This is a genomic window from Amycolatopsis sp. NPDC004378, from assembly GCF_053602455.1.
Map to the genome: position 1 here is coordinate 258,153 of NZ_JBSGDR010000007.1, position 20,215 is coordinate 278,367.

Sequence of the window (20,215 nt, forward strand, 5' to 3'; positions counted from 1 at the left end):
GGTCAGGCTCCTGGTTCGTCGGGGGAGGGGGTGAGCCGGGCCCGGCCGGTGGCCGGGTCGAAGGTCAGCCAGTCGTGGGTCAGCTCGAGGTACGCCTTGGCTTCCACCGGGCGCCCGGGCTCGAAGACCACCTTGATGTGCACGAGCTTGCGCACCAGCACGCTGAGCACGTTCGGGCCGTGCCGGTCGGACGCGGCGCGCAGGCCGGCCGGCCAGCTCTCCTCGTCGACGCGCTCGTGGTCGAACCCGATGCAGGCCAGCAGCGGATCGCGCTTGTGCCGGGCGCACAGCCCGTCCTCGACGAGCCGGTCCAGGAACGGCCGCCACCGGGCCGCGCTGTCGTGCAGGCTCCGGCGGGCTTCGAGGTTGTACTCGATCCCGAGCCGTGGCCGCACCGACGTGCCGACGTCCAGCGCCAGGGTGGCGAGCGGGGTGAACCCGTCGAGGCCGCGGCGGATCGCGCGCAGCTGCGCGGCCGAGCCGGTCCAGCCGATGCGGTCCAGGTAGGCCGGTACTTCGTCGGCCCGTAAGTCGGCCACGCAGACCCGGACCGCGTCGCCCGGCCGGCCGGACATCACGCCGAGCGAGAGCCAGCGAGCCGCGGCCGGCAGCTCGCCGACGCAGGTGGCGATCGTCGTGAGCACCGCGGGCGCGACGGATCCCTGGCGCAGCACCGCGAGCGCCGCACCCGCGGCCGCGGCCGGATCGACGGTGCCCGCGACGGCCGGGTCCACGTCGGCGAAGAACGACGGCGCGGGCAGCGCGCTCCCGGTGTGCGGCCGGGGCAGGTCGAACTCGAGCCACGACTGGGCGAACGCGGCGAGCGGCGAGCCCGGCGCGGCCCAGCGGCGGCCGAAATCCCGCAGCCGGGCCCAGGTTTTCGGGGCGGCGGCGGTGGTACCGCGGTCCGCGGCCGTCAACGCGCCCGCCTCGGACCGGAGGATGCGGATGAGGAAGTCGGCCCGCGGGCCTTCGGCGCCGAGGTGGCATTCCACCATGCACGCGGCGGGCGGGAACGCGGCCGCCCCCGTGGCGATGCGGTCGGCCGCCGTCGGCGACAACAGCACGGGCGCGATTCTCGGCAGCGTCACCCGCAGGTGGTCACGCAGGGACGGAACGGCTGTCGTGGTCATGGTTTCTCCGTGGCTGAGCGGCTTCGGCGGCCGCGGTCCCACGCTGCGGCACGCGGGTCGCCGGATGGTGGGCAACCGGTGGGAACGGCTCTTCGGCGTCGGCCAGCGTCGCGGCGTAGTCGCGAAGCAGGCTGTGCATGACGTACCGGCCGTGCCCGCCGGCCTCGATCAGGTGCTCACCCGCGAGCACGTCGAGGGTGCGCCGGGCCGCGCAGGCGCCGCCGCCGGTCAGCGCGGCCAGCGTCTCGGCGTCGAGTTCGGGGTGCCGCGCGGCCAGGCGGAACGCGCGGGCCGCGGCCGGCGGGAGACGGCGGTACGACCAGGAGAACGCTGCCCGCACGCCCGCCCGCGGATCCCCGCCGGCCGCCAGGTGGTCCAGGCGCAGCCGCTCGTCGTCGAGGGCGCCGGCCAGCTCGGCGAGCTTCTCGTCCGGGTGGGCGGTGGCGAGCTCGGCGGCGACCCGCAGGGCGAGCGGCAGCCGCGCGCAGTGCGCGGCGAGGGCCGCCGCGGCCGGGGGATCCTCGTCGACGCGCTCGCCGATCAGGGTGCGCAGCAACGTCCTCGCGTCTTCGGCGGGCAGCGGGGTCAGTTCGAGCCGGCGCGCGCCGTGGAGGACGACCAGGCCCGGCAGGGTGTTCCGGCTCGTCACCACCACGGCGCACGACGACGTGCCGGGCAGCAGCGGGCCGACCTGCTCGACCGAGGCCGCGTTGTCGAGGACGACCAGCAGCCGCCGGCCCGCGACCTCGGTGCGGAAGCGGGCGGCCCGGCCGTCCGCGTCGCCGGGGAGGTCCGCGCCGGATACCCCCAGCGCGGTCAGGAATCCGCCCAGGGCGGCCGACGCCGGCAACGGCGGGCCGGGGTCGTAGCCACGCAGGTTCACGTACAGCTGGCCGTCCGGGAACCGGTCGCGCACCGAGTGCGCCCAGCGGAGGGTGAACGCGGTCTTCCCGACGCCAGCGGTGCCGAGCACGGCGACGATCGGCACGGCCGCCGACCGGGGTGTGGTGAGCAGTCGCGTGAGCTTCGCCAGTTCGGCGTCGCGCGCGGTGAAGGCCGCGACCTCCGCGGGCAGCTGAGCGGGCACCGGCCGCGCCCTCGTGCGGGCCGCGGGCCGCGGCGCCGGTTCCGGGGTGCCGGCCAGCACGACGCGGTGCGCCTGCCGGAGCGTCGCGCCCGGCTCGACCCCGAGCTGCTCCACCAGGTTGCGCCGGATCCGCTGGTACACCGCGAGTGCGTCGCTCTGGCGCCCGGCGCCGTGCAGGGCCAGCATCAGCTGGGCCCACAGGCGTTCTCGCAGCGGGTGCTGCCGGACGAGCGCCTGCAGTTCGGCGGCGAGCTCGGCGCAGCGCCCGAGCCGCAGGTCGAGGTCGACGCGCTCCTCGAGCACCGAAAGCCGGCGCTCGTCCAGCCGGGCCGCCTCCGCCCGGCAGGCGGCCGAGTCCAGCCCGTCGAGCGCGGGCCCGCGCCAGCACGCCAGGGCCTCGCGCAGCGTGGCGGCCTGCACGGACGGGTTGTCGGGCACGTTCCCCGCCGCCTCGGCCAGCTCGTCGAACCGGTCGAGGTCGCGTTCGCCGGGCCGCACCTCCAGGAGGTAGCCGGGCGGCCGGGTCAGCAGCCGGTCGGTGCGCCCGACCCGCAAGGCCTTGCGCAGCCCGGCGATGCACCCCTTCAGCAGCCGCCGCGCCGAGTCCGGCGGCCGCTCGCCCCACAGGTGGTCGATCAGCCGGTCGGCCGAGACCACGGCGTTCGCGTTCAGCAGCAGCACCGCGAACAACGCCCGCTGCTGGGGCCCGCCGAGGCTCAGCCGCTCGTCGCCGTCCCACACCTCCAGGGGCCCCAGCATGCCGAACCTCATACCGGGACCTCCCTCGAGCCGCGTCACCCCGGTTCACCGAACCGGAACCACGCTCTCAAAGGCGGTCGACAATCCGTCGACAGTTCGTCGACACCCGGAAGCCCGGGCTACCGGACCGCGGCGCCCGGTGCCGCCTGCGCCGCCAACGCGGGCTTGGGGGCCGGCTTGCCGCCCGAGGACAGTACGGTCGTGTCGAAGGCCATGTCGACCACCATGGTGGCGAAGCCGCGGGACACGAAGGTCATGACCTTGGGATCGTTGTTGGCGAGGTTGTCGCACCAGCGGAAGGGGTTGTCGACGCAGCCGCCGTCGGTGCCGGGGACGGTTCCTTCGAAGTTGCCCGTGAACCCGCCGAACAGGTCGACGTCGGACTGGAGCTTGCAGCAGTCCTGTCCGGTCAGCACTCCGCTCGCGGGGATCCCGGCCTGGTTGAAGGAGAACGCGTCGGTGCCGACGGGGGAGAACAGGATGTTCTTCTTCCCGATGGAGGTGAAGTAGCCGATGCCCTGGTCCCTGGCGACCTTCGACGGTTCGTACACCTGCGGTGGGAACTGTGTCGAGACGGTGCGGGAGAACAGGTCGACGCCGGCCGGGTCCAGGACGCCGACGACGTAGTTGGGGGTCGCGGTCACGTCGGCGTCGAGGTCGTAGCCGATCTTGGACAGCTCGGCGGGGCTGAGGTTGTTGACGTAGAAGGCCGAGCCGAGCAGGCCGAGCTCCTCGCCGCCGAACCAGATGAACCGCAGTTTGTTGCGCGGCTTGACCTTGTGCATCATCTGGGCGATGTCGAGGATCGTCGCGGAGCCGGAGCCGTTGTCCAGCATGCCGGCGCCGTAGATGGCGTCGAGGTGCGCGTCGACGACCACGACGTGGTTCGGGTCGCCGCCCTTCGATTCGGCGATGACGTTGTAGTCGTCGGCGTTCGGGTTGACGACGGCCTGGACGGCGAGGGTGAGCGTCGGTGGTGCCGTCCCGCCCTGGACGGCCGCGGTGTACTGGCCGAGCAGGTCCTGGCCGGTGGCGAACGAGGTGAACGAGACGGGGATCGTCGGGACGATCCGGTTGCCGGCGGCGTCGGTCAGGCTGCCGTTGAGCACGGCCGTCCGTCCCGGGTTGCCTTCGTTGAAGATGACGACGCCGGTCGCGCCGGCGGCCTGGGCGTTCTGGACCTTGACGCCGAAGGGGCAGGTGCCGCGCTGGATCAGGGCGATGCGGCCCGGGACGAACCCGGTGAAGTCGGCCGCCGTGCAGCCGCTGGCGGAGCTGGGTGCCGGTGTCGGCGGGACGACGATGCCGCCCGCGGGCTGCAGGGCGGCGGTGGTGGACCCGGTGGCCTGGCCGGGGTTCCAGTCGGTGACGACGGTGTAGTCGTGTGCCGTCGGCGACACTTCCCTGAACACGGGTAATGCCGTGTAGGCGAAGTAGAAGAACTTGTAGGTTTGGATCGTGACGTCGTAACCGGCTTGGCGCATCGTCCGCGCGACGTAGTCCGCCGATGCCTTGTAGCCCGGTTCGCCGGAATTGCGCGACGGGTGGCCGTCCGGACCCGGGTGGGCGTTGGCGATCGCCTGGAAAACCCGCATGTGGTGCCAGAGATCGTCGGTTCTGATGCAGGGCACCAGTTTGCTGGCCGTATTGTTGACCCGGTCGACGCAGCCGACCGGACCCCCACCCCCCTCCGGCGCGGCAGCGGCCTGCGCCGTCGTGAACCCGGCGACGAGCGCGGCAACCGCGGCCACAACGCCGATCCGACCCGATGAACCCCGCAGAAAACCGGACATTCGGCAGCTCCCATCGTAAGCGATCACATTCGCCAACCCCGACCGAACCTGCCCACCGTCCCACACTTCGGACCAGGTGACCAGATGCACAATTCGTGACGAATAGTCACTTCATGGATCCGTGGTGCGAGACATCGATTTCGGATCTTTCCGCGAGATCAAATAACGGAATCGGCGGGATAATTGTTGCCGCGGGTGGACTGCGCGCGCGGCACCGTCCACTTTGGCCCGGAGAGGTCGGCGCGGGAGAACGCTTCCTCCTCGCCGGTTGGGTCCGTGCGTACCGGGCCTTGGCGACGCCCACGGTGCAGGCGGTCTGGCGGCGGTTCTCGGCAAGCGTCTGCCAGTGCCGGGCAAGCGCGCGGTTAACGACGCTGCGCGGTCCGGGTGTGGCGGCGCACCCTGGGGTCATGGGTACCTCGCGAAGGTCGAACGCCGTTGGGCGGCGCGTCCGGCTGCTCAAGCCGGTGTTCGCGCGATCCGCGCGCGGGTCCGACCGGCTGGAAGGCCTGCTCATCCTCGCGGTGAGCCTGCTCGCCGTCGTCTCGGTCGCGATCGTCTGCGCGCACGTCGAGGCCGACCACGACCGGCTGGCCGCCTCCGTCGCGGCGGACGCGCGGGCCCGGCACCAGGTGGTCGCGACCTTGCGGCCGGACCTCCCGGTGCCGGCCGGTGCCGAGCCGGCGGGCGGCGAACTCACCCCGGTGACGGCCACCTGGCCCGCGCCGCGCGGCCAGGTCCGGCGAGGCGTCGTCGAAGTCGGCGCGGGCCCGGCGCTGCCGCAGCACGTCCAGGTGTGGGTCGACCAGGCGGGCGCGCAGGTGGCGCCCCCGCTCACCGGCGCCGAGGCGTTCACCACGGCGATCCTCGGCGGGGTCGTCTGGGAGAGCGTCGCGCTCCTCGTGCTCGGCGGGGTCTACCTGCTGTTTCGCCGCGGACTCGACAGGCATCGAGCCCGCCTGTGGGACCGCGAGTGCGAGCGAGGCGGGTGGCAGCCAAAAACGACATAGGTGTAGAACTACTACATCGATGTCGAAGAAAGGTGGCCCATGAACCCGTTGAGCGCGACGTCGTGGCTGGCCAGCCTCGGCACGGCGGGGGTCTTCCTCGTCCTGTTCGCCGAGACCGGCCTGCTGATCGGGTTCTTCCTGCCCGGCGACTCCCTGCTGTTCACCGCGGGCCTGTTCTGCACGACCAGCGCCACCGCGACCGTGCACCTTTCCCTCCCGGCCGTGCTCGTCGCGGCCGTCGGCGGAGCCCTGCTCGGCGCGCAGACCGGGTTCCTGCTCGGCAGGCGCGGCGGACGCGCGCTGCTCGCCAAATCACGCAATCCGCACCTGCACCGCGGCATGGCGCGAGCGGAAGAGCTCTTCGGCAAGTACGGGCACGCCAAGGCCATCGTCCTGGCGCGGTTCGTCCCGGTCGTGCGGACGGTGCTGAACCCGCTCGCCGGCATCCTCGCGGTGCCCGCGCGGACGTTCACGATCTGGCAGGTCCTGGGCGGGCTCCTGTGGGCGGTCGGCGTCACCCTCGCCGGCTACGTCCTCGGCTCCGGCATTCCCGGCATCGACCAGTACCTGCTGCCGATCATCGCGCTCGTCGTCATCGTCTCGCTCATTCCGCTCGCGCTCGAAATCCGCCGCAGCCGTCGTGAAACGCGCGACCGCCCTTAGCCGTTCGCTAGCAATTCGATGGACCGGCTCGAACCGCGGGATCGTTACCGTGACCTATGGTCGATCTCGCCGGTCAACCCGGAAACCCGCGCTTTTCCCGGCCACCGGTCAACCGCCGCCGAAAGCGCTTGCGGCGCACGCTGATCGTTTTCCTGCTGCTGCTCGTGTACCCGGCCGTCACCTATGTTCAGGCCCTGACCGCACCCGGCGCGGCGACGTTCGCCGCGCGGACGGCGGACTGGGCGCGGGAGATGGGTGCCGGTCCCGTCGTGAACGCGCTGGAGAACTGGTACTACACCCGGCATCCGCCGGCCGACGGCGCGCCCGACGCGAACGCGCTCCCGGTGCCCGTCGCGCCGCCGAAGCCGGGCGACACGGCGAACGCGCCCGCAGCGCTGCCCAGCCGGCCCGGTGCCCCGCACGGGGAAGGGGTGTGGGTGCCGGGTGCCCGGATGGCCGGCGGGCAGCCCGCGGACTACACGACGTTCGTCCGGCCCGATCCCGACCACGCCAGCGTGGTGGCCGCGGTGGTGGCGTTCGACCAGAAATGGACCGGCCTGCACCTGATCGCCGGGACCAAGGAGCCGGGCGGGCACTGGCCCGAGGGCGCCCGCGTCCCCGGCACCCTGCGCTCGGCACTGCTGGCGACCTTCAATTCGGGCTTCAAGTTCCGCGACACCCCGGGCGGGTTCTACGCCGACGGCCGGACCGGGATCCCGCTCAAGGACGGACTGGCTTCCCTGGTCATCGACAAGGCCGGGGTGGCGACCGTCGCGCTGTGGGGCCGCGACGCCCGCATGACCCCGGACATCGCGGCGGTGCGGCAGAACCTGGAGCTGATCGTCGACGGCGGGAAGCCCGTGCCGGGGCTGTCCGGCAACCCGGCCGGGCAGTGGGGCAGCACGAAGAACCAGTTCCAGTTCACCTGGCGCTCCGGGGTGGGCGTCGACGCGCGAGGCAGGCTGCTCTACGTCGCGGGGAACCAGCTCACCCTGACCGCGCTCGCGGGCGCGCTGTCGACCGCGGGGGCGGTCCGCGGCATGGAACTGGACATCCACGGCGGCATGGTCAGCGCCAACCTGTTCCGGCCGGACCTCGCCGGCTCGCCGCCGAAGACGCTGACCCAGGACATGCCGACCGCAGCCGACCGCTACCTCGCGGCGGACCAGCGTGACTTCTTCGCGGTCACCGCGCGAGCGGGTGCGCTGACCGGGCCGAAGGCAGCAGCAAGGTGAACGTCGTGGGCGCCGCGCTGCCGAGCCGCAGCCGCCCTCCTTCGGCCTCGGCCAGGTCCCGGGCCAGGGCCAGGCCGATGCCCGAACCGCCGGTGCCGCTGTGGCCGCGGGTGAACATGTTCGGCACGTCGGCGCTGTCGCGTCCCTCGTCCGCGACGTCGATGACGAAGGCGTCGCCGTGGTCGCGGGTCGTGATGGTGACGGTTCCCCGGCCGTGGATGACCGCGTTGTCGAGCAGGACGCCGAGGATCTGCCGCACCGCGGCTTCGGCCGCTCTCGGCCGGCTCGCCGTCTGGCGGTCGATCCGCAAGCGGCGGTCCCGGTCGGCGAGCAACCCGCTCCAGCCGGCCACGACATCGCGCAGCAGGCCCTCGGGGTCGATCACCCCGCGGCCCTCGGGAGGACGACCGGCGAGCGCGACCAGGTCGTCGATCGTGGTCTCCATCCGGTCCATCGTGGTGAGCGCGGCCTCCACCGCCGATTCGAGGTCCTGACCGGGCGGATCGAGGGCGGATTCGAGCTGCAGGCGAAGCCCGGCCAAGGGCGTCCGCAGCTGGTGCGACGCGTCCGCGGCCAGCGCGCGCTGGCGGTCCAGGGCGTCCCCGATCCGGACCGCGGCCCGGTCCAGCGCCTCCGCGACCTGGTCGATCTCGCCGATCCCGCTGACCGGCGCCCGGACGGTGAAGTCGCCGGCCCCGAGCCGGGCGGCCGCGCCGGACAGGTGCTCGAGCGGCCCGGCGACCCGGGCGGCGAGCCGCGCGGCGAGCAGCCAGGTCACCGCGAGCGCGGCGACGGCCAGCCCGGCCATCGCGAGCCAGGAGACCGCGACCTTCTGGTACCACTCGGTGTGCGGCGTCGACGCGCGCACGATGCCCTGCAGCACGGAGTCGTGCAGGATCGGCACCGCGACCACCAGGTCCGCGCCGACGTCCCCGGTCGCGACCTCGCCTCCCTGGGCCTGTTGCACGACGGCGTCGCCCACGCTCGGCCCCTGGCCGGTGACGAGGGTCCCGCCGGCGGTGTACAAACCGGTGGTGCCCTCTTCGGGTCCCGGGAACTGCGGCAAGCTCGCGTGGGTGAGGACGTCGTCGGCGATCGACAACGCGGCCGCGTCGGCGGCGCGCTCGAGTTCCGTGCGCTCGTCCTGCGCGAAATAGTTCGCGACGCCGACGGCCAGCGGCGCCCCGAAGAGCGTGGTGGCCAGCAGGGCGGCGGCGACGGCGAGCAGAATGATGCGTCTGCGCATGACCTCGATTCTGCCCGGCAGGAAGCCATTTCCCCGCGGCGAAGGTTAGCGTTCTGCTAAATCCGGTCGCCATGATCGGAAACCGGATAGAATTCGTCATGGCCGCAGTTCTCCTCGTCGAAGACGATGAAACCATCGGGAGCCTGCTCGAGTCCGCGTTGCGCATGCACGACTACGACGTCATGTGGTCGCGCACGGGCGGCGACGCGCTGCGCCGGATGCAGATCGACGACTACGACGTCGTCCTCCTCGACCTGGGCCTGCCGGACCTGGACGGCATCGAGGTGTGCCGTCGCGCGCGGGGAGTCACCCCGAACGCCCTGATCATCATGATCACGGCGCGGACGCAGGAGATGGACGTCGTCGTCGGGCTCGAGGTCGGTGCGGACGACTACCTGACGAAGCCGCTCCGCTTGCGTGAACTGCTGGCGCGGCTGCACGCGCACCTGCGCCGGGGCACGTCGTCGAACGTGGCGCCGTTGCGCGTGGGCGAACTGGTCGTGCAGGTGGCGGCCCGCCGGGTGACGCTGTGCGGCGACGAGGTCGCGTTGCGGCCCAAGGAATTCGACCTGCTGCACCGGCTGGCCCAGGAACCCGGCGCGGCCATCAGCCGCGACACCCTGATGGCGGACGTGTGGGACACCCACTGGCAGGGGTCGACCAAAACGTTGGACGTCCACATCGTGACGTTGCGCCGCAAACTCGCCGATGCCGCCGCGGACCCGGCTGTGGCCCCCGCGATCACCACGGTCCGTGGGTACGGATATCGCCTCGAGGCGCCCGGTCCCTGATTCGACCATGACTGCGCCGAGCTGGTCGCCGGTCCGGGTCCCGGTCCGGCGACCAGCTGATCGCGGCCCTGCGGGTTCACTTCTGCGTCTGGTTGGCCTTCTGGGCGAACTCCGTCGTGAACGTCTTGCCGAGGTCGATGGTGTGCCCCTTGACGTTCGGGTCGAACGACGACAGCACGTTCAGCACGGTCTGCGGTCCGTTCTGCGGCATGATCCCGTCCGGCGTGTAGATGCCCTTCTCGTCGGCCAACGCCTTGACGTAGGCGGCGCGGCCGATACCGGCGTAGTAGTCCGGCGGCATCTGGGCGGCGATCTGGTCGGCCGAGTTCTTGGCGATGTAGTGCATGGTCTTCACGAACGCGTTGACGAGCTTCTGCACGACGTCCTGGTGCGAATCCACATAGGACGTCTGCATGTAGACCGCCGACGCCGGGTACACGCCGCCGAGGGCCTTGGTGGCGCCCTCCGCGGTGCGCATGTCGACGAGCACCTGGGCCTGACCGGAGCTCAGCAGGGCCGAGATCGTCGGTTCGGTGGTCATGCCGCAGTCGATGGACTTGTGCTGCATGGCCGCGATGAACGTGGTGCCCGCCTCCACGCCGACCGAGTGGACGTCGGCGGCCTGGAGTCCATTGCGGACGGCGAGGTACTTGGTGAGGAAGTTCGTCGACGAACCGAGCCCCGTGACGCCGAGGTTGCGGCCCTTCCAGTCGGCGGGGGAGTGGATCTGCCCGGCGACGTCGCTGCGGCAGAGCTCGACCTCACCGGGAACCTGCAGCAGCTGGACGACCGACTCGGCCGGCTTCCGCTTGCCCTGCAGGTCGATCGTGTGGTCGTAGAACCCGACGACGCCGTCGACCTGGCCGGCGAGCATGGCCGTTTCGGCGTCGACGCCGGCCGGTTCGTCGGAGAGCTGGACGTCGAGGCCCTGTTCCTTGAAGTAGCCGAGGGCTTCGGTGAGTTTGGCGGGCAGGTAGATCTGCTTGTTCATCCCGCCGACCATCAGCTTCACGGTGGTCGGACCGGACGAGCCGGCCGCCGGTGTCGAAGAGGGGGACGAGCCGCAGGCGGCCAGCAGGAACGCGGCGCCGAGCGCGCCCGCGACGAGCAGTTTCCGGGACATGGTGATGCTCCTTCGCATACCGGGTTCAGAGTTCGGTGCCGGCGGTGGCGGCCGGCGGCCGCCAGGCGAGCAGCTTCTTCTCGAGCAGGCCGATGAAGCCTTCGGTGATCAGGGCGACGGCGGCGATGATCAGCATTGCGGCGAACACGCCGTCGGGGTTGAAGGTGCCCTGCGCCTGCTGGATCAACAGCCCGAGGCCGCGCTGGGCGCCGAGGAACTCTCCGACGATCGCGCCGATCAGCGCGAAGCCGAAGCTGACGTGCATGCTGGCGATGATCCAGGTGAACGCCGAGGGCAGGACGACCTGACGGGTCACCTGGCCGCGGGACGCGCCCAGGATCCGGGCGTTGGCCAGGTAGTTGCGATCGACCTCGCGGGTGCCCTGGTAGGCGTTGAAGAACACCGCGAAGAACACCAGCACGACGGCGAGGGCGACCTTCGACGGGATGCCGAGGCCCAGCCAGACCAGGAAGATCGAGCCGAGGACGATCCGGGGGATCGAGTTCATGATCTTGATGTAGGGGCCGAAGATGTCCGACAACAGCTTCACCCGGCCGAACGCGACGCCGCAGGTGACACCGAGCACGACACCGATGCCGAAGCCCAGGAACGCTTCTTCGAGGGTGATGCCGACCTGCTCCCAGAGCGTGCCGGCTTCGGTGCCGTAGCGGATCCACTGGACCAGCTGGTCGACGATGGCGGTCGGCTGGCCGAAGAAGAACGGGTCGAGGACGCCGGTCGCGGTCAGCAGCTGCCAGGCGCCGAGGACCACGACGGCGACCGAGACCCGGGCGACGGCGACGAGCACCCGCCGGCGGCGAGCCCGGGTGCGCAGCGCGGTGTCGGTGGTCGTGGCCGGGGCGGCGTTCGCCGATGCGACGTGGGTGGTCATGACGCGGCCCTCGTGGTCCGGGCGTAGGCGAGCTCGACCTCGTCGCGCAGGGCTTCCCAGATCTGCTGGTAGATCTCGACGAACCGGGGGTCGAAGCGGATTTCCTGGGCGGTGCGCGGCCGGGGCAGGTCGATCGGGTAGACCGCCTTGACCGTCGCCGGGCCGGCCGTGAGGACGACGACCTTGTCGGCCAGTGCGATGGCCTCCTCGAGGTCGTGGGTGACGAACACGACCGTGGGCTGGGTGAGCTGCCAGAGCCGGAGCAGCTCGTCGGACATGATCGAGCGGGTCTGCACGTCGAGTGCGCTGAACGGCTCGTCCATGAGGAGGATCGCCGGTTCGTTGATCAGGGACTGGGCCAGGGCGACGCGTTTGCGCATGCCGCCGGAGAGCTGGTGCGGGTAGTGGTTCTCGAAGCCGGTGAGCCCGACGCGGCGCAGCCAGTCCCGCGCGCGGTCCCGGGTCTCCCGTTTGTCGCCGCCGCGCCAGCGCGGTCCGGCGCTGACGTTGCCCAGCACCGACTTCCACGGCAGCACGGCGTCGTTCTGGAAGACGAACCCGACTCGCGGGTCGATTCCCGACACGGGTTCGTCGTCGACGAGGACGTCGCCTTCCGAGGGCCGCTCGAGCCCGGAGACGAGCGTCAGCGTCGTCGACTTGCCGCAGCCGGTCGGGCCGACGACCGCGCAGAACTCGCCGGCGGCGATCTCCAGGTCGAGGTCGCGCAGTGCGGTGTAGCGCTGCCCGGTCGGTGTCGCGAAGTGTTTGCTGACGGCGCGCAGGCGGATCGCCGTCGGTGGTGGGGTGTCCATGGCCCGGGGACGGTAGGCGGCACCGCCCGGGCGTCGACAGTCTTTGCGCGGCTTTGCCGGGTTATCCGCGAAGCCGCACGTTTTGCGCGTTCTGCCAGCCGTGGTTAGCCATCCGTTAACGCGGGATGGGGGACACTCCTGCGATTCCGTCGCCGCGGACGGAAGGAGGAACGATGCGAGGTCCCCGCGCGCTGTCGTCGCTGATCCTCGGGTACGTGCTGGTGATCCTGGTCGTGACCATGGTGCTCGGGTTCGCGCTCTACACCCAGGTCACCCGCGACCAGTTCGACCGCGCCACCGAACGCGAGGCACTCGCCGTGGCTCAAGCGGTCGCCGCGGACCCCGAAGTGCGGGCCGAGATGGCCACCGGGGACCGGGACGGGCGCGTCCGGCAGATCGCCGACCGGATGCGCACCGCCACCGGCACCGCCTACGTCGTCGTCATCGACCGCGACGGCATCCGGCACTCGCACCCGAATCCCGACCTGATCGGCCGGCGCATCGAAGAACCCGTCGTCGCGCTGGACGGGCGGACGCACGTCGGCATCGACCCCGGCAGCCTCACCGACTCGGCCAACGGCAAGGCGCCCCTGCACGCGCCCGACGGCTCGCTGGTCGGCGAGGTGTCGGTCGGCATCCTCGAGAGCGATGTCTCCCAGACCTTCTGGACCGAGATCCCCACCCTGCTGGCGTACACGGCCGCGGCACTCGGCGCCGGCGCGATCATCGCGCTCGTGCTGAGCCGGCGGCTGAAGCGGATGACCTTCGGGCTCGAGCTGCACGAGATCGCCTCGTTGCTGCAGGAGCGGGAGGCTACGCTGCACGGCATTCGTGAGGGCGTGGTGGCGTTCGATCGCCGGGAGCGGCTGAGCATCGTCAACGACGAAGCTCGCCGGCTCCTCGGCTGGCGCCACGCTCGGCTCGGCGCCCGGCTGGAGGAACTGCTGCCGGAGAGCCGGCTGCGCGACGTGCTCGGCGGCGCGTCCGCGGGCGTCGACGATCTCGTGCTGACCGACGAACACCTGCTGGTGGTCAACCGCATGCCCGTGCGGGTCCAGGGGCACGACATGGGCGCGGTGGTGACCCTGCGGGACCGGACCGAGCTGGAGGCCCTGCTGCGCGAACTCGACAGCGTCACCGGTCTCACCGATGCGCTGCGGGCCCAGCAGCACGAATTCTCCAACCGGCTGCACGTGCTGTCGGTGCTGGTCGGCATGGGCGACGTCGACGAGGCGACGGCCTACCTGGAGGAGATCTCCGCCGGCAGCGCCGCGCAGGCCGAAGAGCTCCGGTCCCGCATCGCGCCGGCCTCGCTGGCCGCGCTGCTGCTCGCGAAGATCACCATCGCCGCGGAACGCGACGTCCTGCTCACGGTTTCCGAGGACTCTCGGCTCGTCGAGCCCGGGCCGGACGAGGTGCTGACGATCGTGGGCAATCTCGTCGACAACGCCCTCGACGCCGTGGCCGACACCCCGGCGCCCCGATCGGTCTCGGTGCGCCTGGTCACCGAGGACGGGAAGATCTGCCTGTCGGTCGACGACTCCGGGCCGGGCGTGCCTGCCGACGTGGCCGAGCGCGTCTTCCAGGACGGCTACACCACGAAGCCGCCGCGCGACGGGTTGCCGCGCGGGCTGGGGCTCGCGCTCGTCCACCGGCTGGTCACCCGGCTCGGCGGGCGGATCACCGCCGAGCCGGGGCCCGGCGGGAGGTTCACGGTCACCCTGCCGGTCGACGCGATGGCGGGCCGGAGATGATCAGGACACTGGTCGTCGACGACGACTACCGGATCGCCCGCGTCCACGCGGCCGGGATCGGCCGGGTCGAAGGGTTCACGTCGGTCGGTGAGGCACATTCGGTCGCCGAGGCCCGCCGGCTGGTCGCGGCACGCAGGCCGGAGTTGCTGCTGCTGGACCTGTACCTGCCCGACGGGCACGGCCTCGATCTCATGCGATCGCTGCGGGACGCCCCTTCGTGTCCGGACTTCGTGGTGATCACCGCCGCGCAGGACGTCGACAGCGTGCGGCGGGCGATGCAGCTGGGCGCCGTCTACTACCTGGTCAAGCCGTTCGGCTTCGCGCAGCTTCGGGACCAGCTCACGGCCTACAACCAGTTGCAGCAGAGCATGGATCAGCTCGCCGTGGCCGACCAAGCGGCCGTCGACTCGTTGTACAGCCTGCTGCGCGCACCTTCGGCCAGAACGGCGGACCGCCGCAAGCTGCCGCCGACGATGGCTCAGGTGCTGGACCTCCTGGTCGCGGCCGAAGACGATCTGTCCGCCGTGGACGTGGCCGAGCGTCTCGAGGTCAGCCGCGCGACCGCGCAGCGGTACCTGGCCGACTTGGTGCGCCGTGGACTGGCCGATCTGCGGCTGCACCGCGGGGGAACCGGCCGGCCGGAGCACCGCTATCGAGCGATCGGCTGAACCGCCGGATCAGCCACCGTAGCGGCGATTGCGCCGGGCGTAACTGCGCAGGGCGCGCAGGAAGTCGACTTCGCGGAACGCCGGCCAGAAGGTGTCGCAGAAGTACAGCTCGGAGTAGGCGCTCTGCCAGACCAGGAAGTTCGACAGCCGCTGCTCGCCGCTCGTCCGGATCACGAGGTCGGGGTCGGGCTGCCCGGCGGTGTAGAGGTGCCGTGCCACGTCTTCCATCGTGATGGTCTCGGCGAGTTCCTCGAGCGTGCCCGTCGCGGCGTGTTCGGTCAGCAGTGCGCGAAGGGCGTCGATCACTTCCTGGCGGCCGCCGTAGCCGATGGCCAGCGTGACGTGAAACCCGGTCCGGCAGTCGCGGGTGGCCTCGACGGCGTTCTTCAGCGCGAGCGCAGTCGTGCCGGGCAGCGCGTCCAGGGTGCCGGCGACGTGGACCTGCCACCCGGCATCCGGTCGTGCGAGCCGGTCGGCGATCACCTGCTCGACCAGCTGCATGAGACAGGTGACTTCGGCGTCGTTGCGACGAGCGAGGTTTTCGGTCGAGCACAGGTAGATCGTGACGTGGTTGACGCCCGCCTGCTCGCACCAGGACAGGACGGTTTCGACGTGCTCCGCGCCGTACTGGTGCCCGATGCTCGGATTGGCCAGGCCCATCCGGCGCGCCCAGCGGCGGTTGCCGTCCATGATGATCCCGATGTGCTTCGGGAGCTCCTCGCCGGCCAGCTGCTTGCGCAACCGGCTCGCGTAGATTCCGTAGATGACCCGCTGGGCGATACCGGGCAACACGACGCCTCCCCTTGATTTCACCGTGCCGTACGGTGGACTTGGACCTCCGGATACGGCGAAGTACCGGCCAGCAACGGATCTTGCTCCGCGTGGGCGGCGCGGCCGACGAACGCGCGAAGGTAGGCGTTGGTGATCACCAGCGCTGTACGGCCGTCGATCGAGCCGAGTGCGATCAGGGAGTCGGCCGGCTCGGCGAGGAAGAACGCTCCGTAGTCCGAAAAGTTGAAGTGCTCGGCGCCGCTGATGCGGAAGCACCATGCCGGTCCGCGGCTGGCTCGCAGCAGCGACAGCGCGGCGTCCCGGTCCGCTTGGTCGGCGGCTGGTGGGCAAAAGCCCGTCGTGCACGAGTTCTCACTGCCGATGATCATCAGTGGTTTGTCGAGTCCGGAGTGGACCACCGTTCCGTACTGGGTCCCGTCGAGGTCGGCAGCGCCCCGGCACCGGCTGTCGTCGTGGCACGCCTGGAGGGCCGCGGCACCACCGAAGGAATGCCCGATGTAGACGGTCCCGGCGGGGTCGACGTGTCCGGCGAAGGTCGGTTCCGTAGCGATGTGCGCGGCGGCGAAGCGGGCGTCATCGGCCCAGACGGCGACCAGCCGGTCGCCGGCGGCTTGCGCCGCACCGGAATGGAGGTCGGCGGTGGCGAACGCGGGCGGATTGCCGGCCTCGGTCGCCGCCACCGGCGCTCCGTCGAGGACGGTCAGGTTCGCGCTGTAGGTCGGCGTCACGCCCACGACCAGGTAGCCGTTCGCGGCCAGGTTCTCCGCGATCGTGGTGTATTGGGGCGCGGCGAACCCCAGCCCGGGCTCGAGGACGACGACCGGGAACCGGCCCCCGGCCACCGGGACATCCGCGGCCGCGGCGACGTGGACCTGGTCGAAGCCGGTCTCCGACCAGCTCAGCAGGCCACCCAGGTGCAGCCCTGCCCACGCGCCGGGTGCGTAGGGGGCAGAGCCGGGGTGCGGGCCCGGGGTCGCCGGGTACCAGAGCCACGTCGACAGCCGCCGCGGCGTCGGCGGCAGCGGGGCCAGCGGATCGGCCCGCGCGTCGTCGGTCCACTCCGTGATGGTGCGTCCGACCGGGTAGGGACCCGCCGGGCCGGGCAACGCGACCGGCTGGGCCGCTCGGACCGCGGCATATCCGACGTAGGTGGCAGTTCCGGCGAACGCGACGAGAGCTACCACGAGCACGGTCCGCAGTGCACGTCGAAGGTGGCGATGACGAGACAGAATGCCGCGCGTAGCCTTGAGCATGAGCGAATAGTACACGTCACGTAGTACGCGACGTGTACTATTACCTCGGCGGCGAAAGAGGTGGCATGCACAGCAAGGACGCCCAGATGCTCGTTCTCACGGCCCTCGCCGAGGGACCGCTGCACGGCTATGCGATCAACGGCGTGATCGAGGGGCTGACGGGAGCCCGGCTCGGGGCGGGCAGCCTGTACGGCGCCCTCGCGCGGCTCGAAGCGCGGAAGCTGGTCGAGCCGGCCGGCGACCAGCCCGACGAGCGGCAGAAGCAGCGAACGCTCCGGATCACCGCCGACGGCCGGGCGGTGCTGCGGGCCGAGCTCGAACAGATGACCCGAGTCGCGCAAGCCGGGTTGCGCGCCCTGGGGAGCGCACCGGCATGAACGTGCCCGGCGCCCTGGTCAGGCTCTACCCACCGGCGATCCGTGCGCGCTGGGGAGCCGAGATCGCCCACGAAGCGCGGCTGGCCGGACCCCGCACGTGGTTCGACACGGCGTTCGGCGCCCTCAAGTCGTGGCTGCACCCCGCCGACTGGCCGGAACCCGTCACGGGCCAGACGAGCCGGGTGGTGCTTGCCGCGTTCGCCGCGGTTCTCGCGAGCGCCGCGATGCTCGTGCGCGCCTTCGGGATGGCTGGACTCGGCCGGGGAACGACCCTGGCCGCGGGCGGGTGGCTCGTCCCGGTCATGGCCGGAGCGGTGCTTGCCTCGCCGGTGCCGGAATTGACCTGGGCCGCGGCCCGTCGTGTTGCCGCCGCGGCCCGAACGCTCGCGGCGCCCGCACTCGCGCTCGCGGCGTTGTTCCTGATCGCGCGTTGCGGTTTCGTCGTGGATGCCGGTGGCGCGACGCACGCCGTGCTGGTCGTCTACTACTGGGCGACGATCATCTTCGTCTCCTGGTGCCTGTGCCGGTTCGTTGCGCGTCTCGGGGGGATCACCTCCCCGCCCGGCCGCCGCAGGATGGGCTTCGCGTTGGTGAGCGCGGGGAGCGGGCTGGCGATCGCGGCGGCGCAAGCGGCTTTCGGTGCCGGTTCCTTGGTGATGGCCGGCGGCTTCGCGGCCTTGGCGGCGGTCTTGCTCGGCGCCGGTCGGGACCTGTGCCGGGCGTTTTCCTGAGCACGGCGACCGCAGCCGTCACGGCCTCGCAGCGGTAAGGGGGCTTACCGCGCCGGTCAGCCGAGTGCGGCGAGCAGCGTGGTCAGGGCGTCCTTTTCACCGGCCTGGTCCGGGTTGGCGGCACGGAGTTCGCGCAGGACCTTGTCGATCTTCCCGTCGATCCGCGTCCACTCGGCCTTGTCCTTGGGCTTGAGCCGGGCCTCGGCGTCGTCCCACTGGCCTTCGAGGTCGTCGACGCGGCTCGTCGCTGCCGCTTGGTTGCCGCGGTCGAGCAGGTTCAGCGTGTCCTGGGTGATGCCGCGGAAGGTCGACAGGTCGCCGAGCCGGGAGGTGGGTGCCGGGGCCGCCTGGCCGGGTGCCGGCGGCGTCGCGGCCGGGACCGAGTTGTCGTCCTGCAGTGCCGCCGTGCGGAGGGTGTATCCCACGCCTCCGGCGACGAGGATCACGGCGAGGAACACGATCGTCTGCCACAACCCGCCGCGGGCCGGCTCCCCGGCCCGGCGGAGCGCCTGGTCGGAGGTGACATCCGATTTCGTGACCGACAGGTAGACGACCGTGGCGATGATCGCCGCGACGAAGATCAAGCTCGTCACGGTGGCGCCCAAGCCCAGGCCGCCCAGGCCGGACGGCTGCGAGAGGTAGTCGCCCAGCGAAGCGCCGAGCGGGCGGGTCAGGACGTAGATAAACCAGAAGGCGAGCACCGGGTGCAGCCCGAACCGCCAGGCGAGCGCGGTCACGGCGATGAGCGCGACGACGATGGCGCCGGTGACGAGGTAGCCCAGCCCGAGCACTTCGGCCATCAGGTCGCCGGTCGCCGTGCCGAGGGCGAAGGTGAACAGGATGGCCAGCCAGTAGAACGCCTCCCGGCGCCGGGTGACGATCGAGTGGATGGACAACGTCTTCTCCGAGGCGTACCAGGCCGCGAACGTCACGGCGAGGAGAACGCCGAACAGGACGGTGCTGGCCTCGAGCGGGAACCCGGCGTTGTCGGTCAGGTTGTCGGTGACCAGGGTCCCGAACACGCTGACGATCGCCACGGTCAGCCAGTAGAGCCCGGCGACGTACCGGGAAGCCCGGAACTGGAAGGCCAGCGCGACGACCAGCAGCAGGCCGGTGACGGCCGACACCCCGGACAGCCCGAAGCCCAGGTCGACGTCGAGGAAGTCGGCGGCGGTCTCCCCGACGGTCGTGCACAGGACCTTGATGAGCCAGAAGTACAGCGTGACTTCCGGAACCTTGTTGAGGAGGGTGCGACTGGACTCGGGGAGGCGAATCGAAGTCATGGGCTCGCAATCTGTCGCTTCCGCGGAAGCAGGCGGTCGGAACTCGTCGCACCGTAACGAGAGCCGAGTTCACGACTTGCGAAGGCGAAGTGAGCGATCGGCAAAACGGACGGTCTCGTCGAAAACGGCGAGTCACGAGGAACGGGCTGAGCGCTCCTCGAGCCGTTGGAACACGAGCGCTCCGGACAACCACGTCGTCACGAACGCCATACTGCCCAGGACGTCCGTCGGCCAGTGCACGCCGAGGTACACCCGGGTCCAGGCGATCAGCAGGGCGTAGCCGGCCGCGAGCAGCCAGACCGGCCACCGTGGAGCGGCCTGGAACCTGCGCAGGACGAGCCAGGCGATCAGCCCCGCGGCCAGCGCGGCGTCGGAGGTGTGCCCCGAGGGGAAGGACAGGCCGCCCGCGTCGACGGCCCAGTCCGCCCTGGGCGGGCGCGGGCGGGCGATCAGCTCGGAGATCGCGTACCGGCCCAGGACGGCGAAGAGCATCGTCAGCAGCACGACCACCGCACGCGTCAGCCGGGCCCGCGGCGACCCTCGGGTGAGCGCCGCGGCGACCAGGAACACCAGGGGAGCCGTGTAGGCCGAGGACGCCGTCGACGTGATCGCCGCGGCGGCAGACGTCAGCCCCGGGGTCCGGTGCGCGGCGAACCAGCTGTGCACGCCGAGGTCGAAACCCGCGGCCCAGGGGAGGAAGTCACTCGCCGAGGCGAGGAGGGCGAAGAAAACCACCAGCGCGACGGCCGCGGCCCACAAGGGCTTGCGGACACTCAAGCCGGCGGGACGCACCGGCGGCGACGTGGCGGCCAT

Annotated in this window: 19 protein-coding genes; 8 read left to right on the top strand and 11 right to left on the bottom strand. The window is 71.4% G+C overall.

What is annotated here, in order from left to right; all coding sequences use genetic code 11:
• Positions 1–2: 2 nt before the first annotated feature.
• From ACWEN0_RS22935 to ACWEN0_RS22945, 3 genes are all read right to left on the bottom strand, one after another.
• Entirely contained in the window at positions 3–1,133 is a 1,131-nt protein-coding gene (locus tag ACWEN0_RS22935) for a hypothetical protein (protein WP_451976854.1), read from the bottom strand.
• The gene (locus ACWEN0_RS22940; RefSeq protein WP_451976857.1) at positions 1,102–2,991 is read right to left on the bottom strand and encodes a BTAD domain-containing putative transcriptional regulator; all 1,890 of its coding nucleotides are present in this window, start codon (positions 2,989–2,991) and stop codon (positions 1,102–1,104) included. The genes ACWEN0_RS22935 and ACWEN0_RS22940 overlap by 32 nt, the downstream gene beginning before the upstream one ends.
• A 107-nt stretch (positions 2,992–3,098) precedes the next feature.
• The gene (locus ACWEN0_RS22945; protein WP_451976860.1) at positions 3,099–4,574 is read right to left on the bottom strand and encodes a M28 family peptidase; all 1,476 of its coding nucleotides are present in this window, start codon (positions 4,572–4,574) and stop codon (positions 3,099–3,101) included.
• A 608-nt stretch (positions 4,575–5,182) separates the two neighbouring features.
• Here ACWEN0_RS22945 and ACWEN0_RS22950 point away from each other — a divergent pair.
• The 3 genes from ACWEN0_RS22950 to ACWEN0_RS22960 all read left to right on the top strand — a co-directional run bounded on the left by ACWEN0_RS22950 (position 5,183) and on the right by ACWEN0_RS22960 (position 7,680).
• Positions 5,183–5,782: an Rv1733c family protein gene (locus ACWEN0_RS22950; RefSeq protein ID WP_451976863.1), complete on the top strand. Its 600-nt coding sequence runs from the start codon at positions 5,183–5,185 to the stop codon at positions 5,780–5,782.
• Positions 5,783–5,821: 39 nt separating this feature from the next.
• Positions 5,822–6,445, top strand: coding sequence for a DedA family protein (locus ACWEN0_RS22955; RefSeq protein WP_451976866.1), 624 nt, complete (start codon positions 5,822–5,824; stop codon positions 6,443–6,445).
• Positions 6,446–6,573: 128 nt separating this feature from the next.
• On the top strand, positions 6,574–7,680 hold the full coding sequence (locus ACWEN0_RS22960; RefSeq protein WP_451976869.1) for a hypothetical protein: 1,107 nt from the start codon (positions 6,574–6,576) through the stop codon (positions 7,678–7,680).
• Here the strand turns inward: ACWEN0_RS22960 and ACWEN0_RS22965 are convergent.
• Positions 7,631–8,926, bottom strand: a complete 1,296-nt coding sequence (locus ACWEN0_RS22965; RefSeq protein WP_451976872.1) for a sensor histidine kinase — start codon at positions 8,924–8,926, stop codon at positions 7,631–7,633. The genes ACWEN0_RS22960 and ACWEN0_RS22965 overlap by 50 nt on opposite strands.
• A 98-nt stretch (positions 8,927–9,024) precedes the next feature.
• On the opposite strand from ACWEN0_RS22965, the gene ACWEN0_RS22970 reads away from it, so the two are divergent.
• The gene (locus tag ACWEN0_RS22970) at positions 9,025–9,717 is read left to right on the top strand and encodes a response regulator transcription factor (protein ID WP_451976875.1); all 693 of its coding nucleotides are present in this window, start codon (positions 9,025–9,027) and stop codon (positions 9,715–9,717) included.
• Positions 9,718–9,793: 76 nt separating this feature from the next.
• Here the strand turns inward: ACWEN0_RS22970 and ACWEN0_RS22975 are convergent, their stop codons facing one another.
• Genes ACWEN0_RS22975 through ACWEN0_RS22985 form a run of 3 tightly spaced genes read right to left on the bottom strand, consistent with a single transcriptional unit; the run spans position 9,794 to position 12,544 of the window.
• On the bottom strand, positions 9,794–10,840 hold the full coding sequence (locus ACWEN0_RS22975) for an ABC transporter substrate-binding protein (RefSeq protein ID WP_451976878.1): 1,047 nt from the start codon (positions 10,838–10,840) through the stop codon (positions 9,794–9,796).
• 25 nt (positions 10,841–10,865) lie between these two features.
• Positions 10,866–11,732, bottom strand: a complete 867-nt coding sequence (locus ACWEN0_RS22980) for an ABC transporter permease (protein ID WP_451976881.1) — start codon at positions 11,730–11,732, stop codon at positions 10,866–10,868.
• Positions 11,729–12,544 carry an ABC transporter ATP-binding protein gene (locus tag ACWEN0_RS22985; RefSeq protein WP_451976884.1) on the bottom strand — a complete coding sequence of 272 codons (816 nt, stop codon included), beginning with the start codon at positions 12,542–12,544 and terminating at the stop codon, positions 11,729–11,731. The genes ACWEN0_RS22980 and ACWEN0_RS22985 overlap by 4 nt, the downstream gene beginning before the upstream one ends.
• Before the next feature lie 173 nt (positions 12,545–12,717).
• Between ACWEN0_RS22985 and ACWEN0_RS22990 the strand changes: the two genes are divergently transcribed.
• Positions 12,718–14,298, top strand: coding sequence for an ATP-binding protein (locus ACWEN0_RS22990; protein ID WP_451976887.1), 1,581 nt, complete (start codon positions 12,718–12,720; stop codon positions 14,296–14,298).
• The gene (locus ACWEN0_RS22995) at positions 14,295–14,966 is read left to right on the top strand and encodes a response regulator (RefSeq protein WP_451976890.1); all 672 of its coding nucleotides are present in this window, start codon (positions 14,295–14,297) and stop codon (positions 14,964–14,966) included. The genes ACWEN0_RS22990 and ACWEN0_RS22995 overlap by 4 nt, the downstream gene beginning before the upstream one ends.
• Positions 14,967–14,975: 9 nt before the next feature.
• Here the strand turns inward: ACWEN0_RS22995 and uppS are convergent, their stop codons facing one another.
• On the bottom strand, positions 14,976–15,758 hold the full coding sequence (uppS, locus tag ACWEN0_RS23000) for a polyprenyl diphosphate synthase (protein ID WP_451976893.1): 783 nt from the start codon (positions 15,756–15,758) through the stop codon (positions 14,976–14,978).
• 17 nt (positions 15,759–15,775) lie between these two features.
• Positions 15,776–16,948, bottom strand: a complete 1,173-nt coding sequence (locus ACWEN0_RS23005) for an alpha/beta hydrolase (protein WP_451976896.1) — start codon at positions 16,946–16,948, stop codon at positions 15,776–15,778.
• Positions 16,949–17,076: 128 nt separating this feature from the next.
• Here ACWEN0_RS23005 and ACWEN0_RS23010 point away from each other — a divergent pair, with 128 nt between their 5' ends.
• Both ACWEN0_RS23010 and ACWEN0_RS23015 read left to right on the top strand, forming a co-directional pair.
• Positions 17,077–17,388 carry a PadR family transcriptional regulator gene (locus tag ACWEN0_RS23010; RefSeq protein ID WP_451976899.1) on the top strand — a complete coding sequence of 104 codons (312 nt, stop codon included), beginning with the start codon at positions 17,077–17,079 and terminating at the stop codon, positions 17,386–17,388.
• A complete protein-coding gene (locus ACWEN0_RS23015) occupies positions 17,385–18,119 on the top strand; it encodes a hypothetical protein (RefSeq protein ID WP_451976902.1) in 735 nt (244 codons plus the stop codon). The genes ACWEN0_RS23010 and ACWEN0_RS23015 overlap by 4 nt, the downstream gene beginning before the upstream one ends.
• Before the next feature lie 56 nt (positions 18,120–18,175).
• Here the strand turns inward: ACWEN0_RS23015 and ACWEN0_RS23020 are convergent, their stop codons facing one another.
• Together ACWEN0_RS23020 and ACWEN0_RS23025 are read right to left on the bottom strand one after the other, a co-directional pair.
• Positions 18,176–19,402 (bottom strand): COG4705 family protein, encoded by a 1,227-nt coding sequence (locus ACWEN0_RS23020; protein WP_451976905.1) that lies wholly within the window; start codon positions 19,400–19,402, stop codon positions 18,176–18,178.
• Positions 19,403–19,534: 132 nt separating this feature from the next.
• A complete protein-coding gene (locus ACWEN0_RS23025) occupies positions 19,535–20,215 on the bottom strand; it encodes a phosphatase PAP2 family protein (RefSeq protein ID WP_451976908.1) in 681 nt (226 codons plus the stop codon).

Excerpts from the sequence above, each read along its gene's own strand:
- ACWEN0_RS22935 (WP_451976854.1), bottom strand. The coding sequence starts at position 1,133 with ATGACCACGACAGCCGTTCCGTCCCTGCGTGACCACCTGCGGGTGACG.
- ACWEN0_RS22940 (WP_451976857.1), bottom strand. The coding sequence starts at position 2,991 with ATGAGGTTCGGCATGCTGGGGCCCCTGGAGGTGTGGGACGGCGACGAG.
- ACWEN0_RS22945 (WP_451976860.1), bottom strand. The coding sequence starts at position 4,574 with ATGCGGGTTTTCCAGGCGATCGCCAACGCCCACCCGGGTCCGGACGGC.
- ACWEN0_RS22950 (WP_451976863.1), top strand. The coding sequence starts at position 5,183 with ATGGGTACCTCGCGAAGGTCGAACGCCGTTGGGCGGCGCGTCCGGCTG.
- ACWEN0_RS22955 (WP_451976866.1), top strand. The coding sequence starts at position 5,822 with ATGAACCCGTTGAGCGCGACGTCGTGGCTGGCCAGCCTCGGCACGGCG.
- ACWEN0_RS22965 (WP_451976872.1), bottom strand. The coding sequence starts at position 8,926 with ATGCGCAGACGCATCATTCTGCTCGCCGTCGCCGCCGCCCTGCTGGCC.
- ACWEN0_RS22970 (WP_451976875.1), top strand. The coding sequence starts at position 9,025 with ATGGCCGCAGTTCTCCTCGTCGAAGACGATGAAACCATCGGGAGCCTG.
- ACWEN0_RS22975 (WP_451976878.1), bottom strand. The coding sequence starts at position 10,840 with ATGTCCCGGAAACTGCTCGTCGCGGGCGCGCTCGGCGCCGCGTTCCTG.
- ACWEN0_RS22980 (WP_451976881.1), bottom strand. The coding sequence starts at position 11,732 with ATGACCACCCACGTCGCATCGGCGAACGCCGCCCCGGCCACGACCACC.
- ACWEN0_RS22985 (WP_451976884.1), bottom strand. The coding sequence starts at position 12,544 with ATGGACACCCCACCACCGACGGCGATCCGCCTGCGCGCCGTCAGCAAA.
- ACWEN0_RS22990 (WP_451976887.1), top strand. The coding sequence starts at position 12,718 with ATGCGAGGTCCCCGCGCGCTGTCGTCGCTGATCCTCGGGTACGTGCTG.
- ACWEN0_RS22995 (WP_451976890.1), top strand. The coding sequence starts at position 14,295 with ATGATCAGGACACTGGTCGTCGACGACGACTACCGGATCGCCCGCGTC.
- ACWEN0_RS23010 (WP_451976899.1), top strand. The coding sequence starts at position 17,077 with ATGCACAGCAAGGACGCCCAGATGCTCGTTCTCACGGCCCTCGCCGAG.
- ACWEN0_RS23015 (WP_451976902.1), top strand. The coding sequence starts at position 17,385 with ATGAACGTGCCCGGCGCCCTGGTCAGGCTCTACCCACCGGCGATCCGT.
- ACWEN0_RS23020 (WP_451976905.1), bottom strand. The coding sequence starts at position 19,402 with ATGACTTCGATTCGCCTCCCCGAGTCCAGTCGCACCCTCCTCAACAAG.
- ACWEN0_RS23025 (WP_451976908.1), bottom strand. The coding sequence starts at position 20,215 with ATGGCCGCCACGTCGCCGCCGGTGCGTCCCGCCGGCTTGAGTGTCCGC.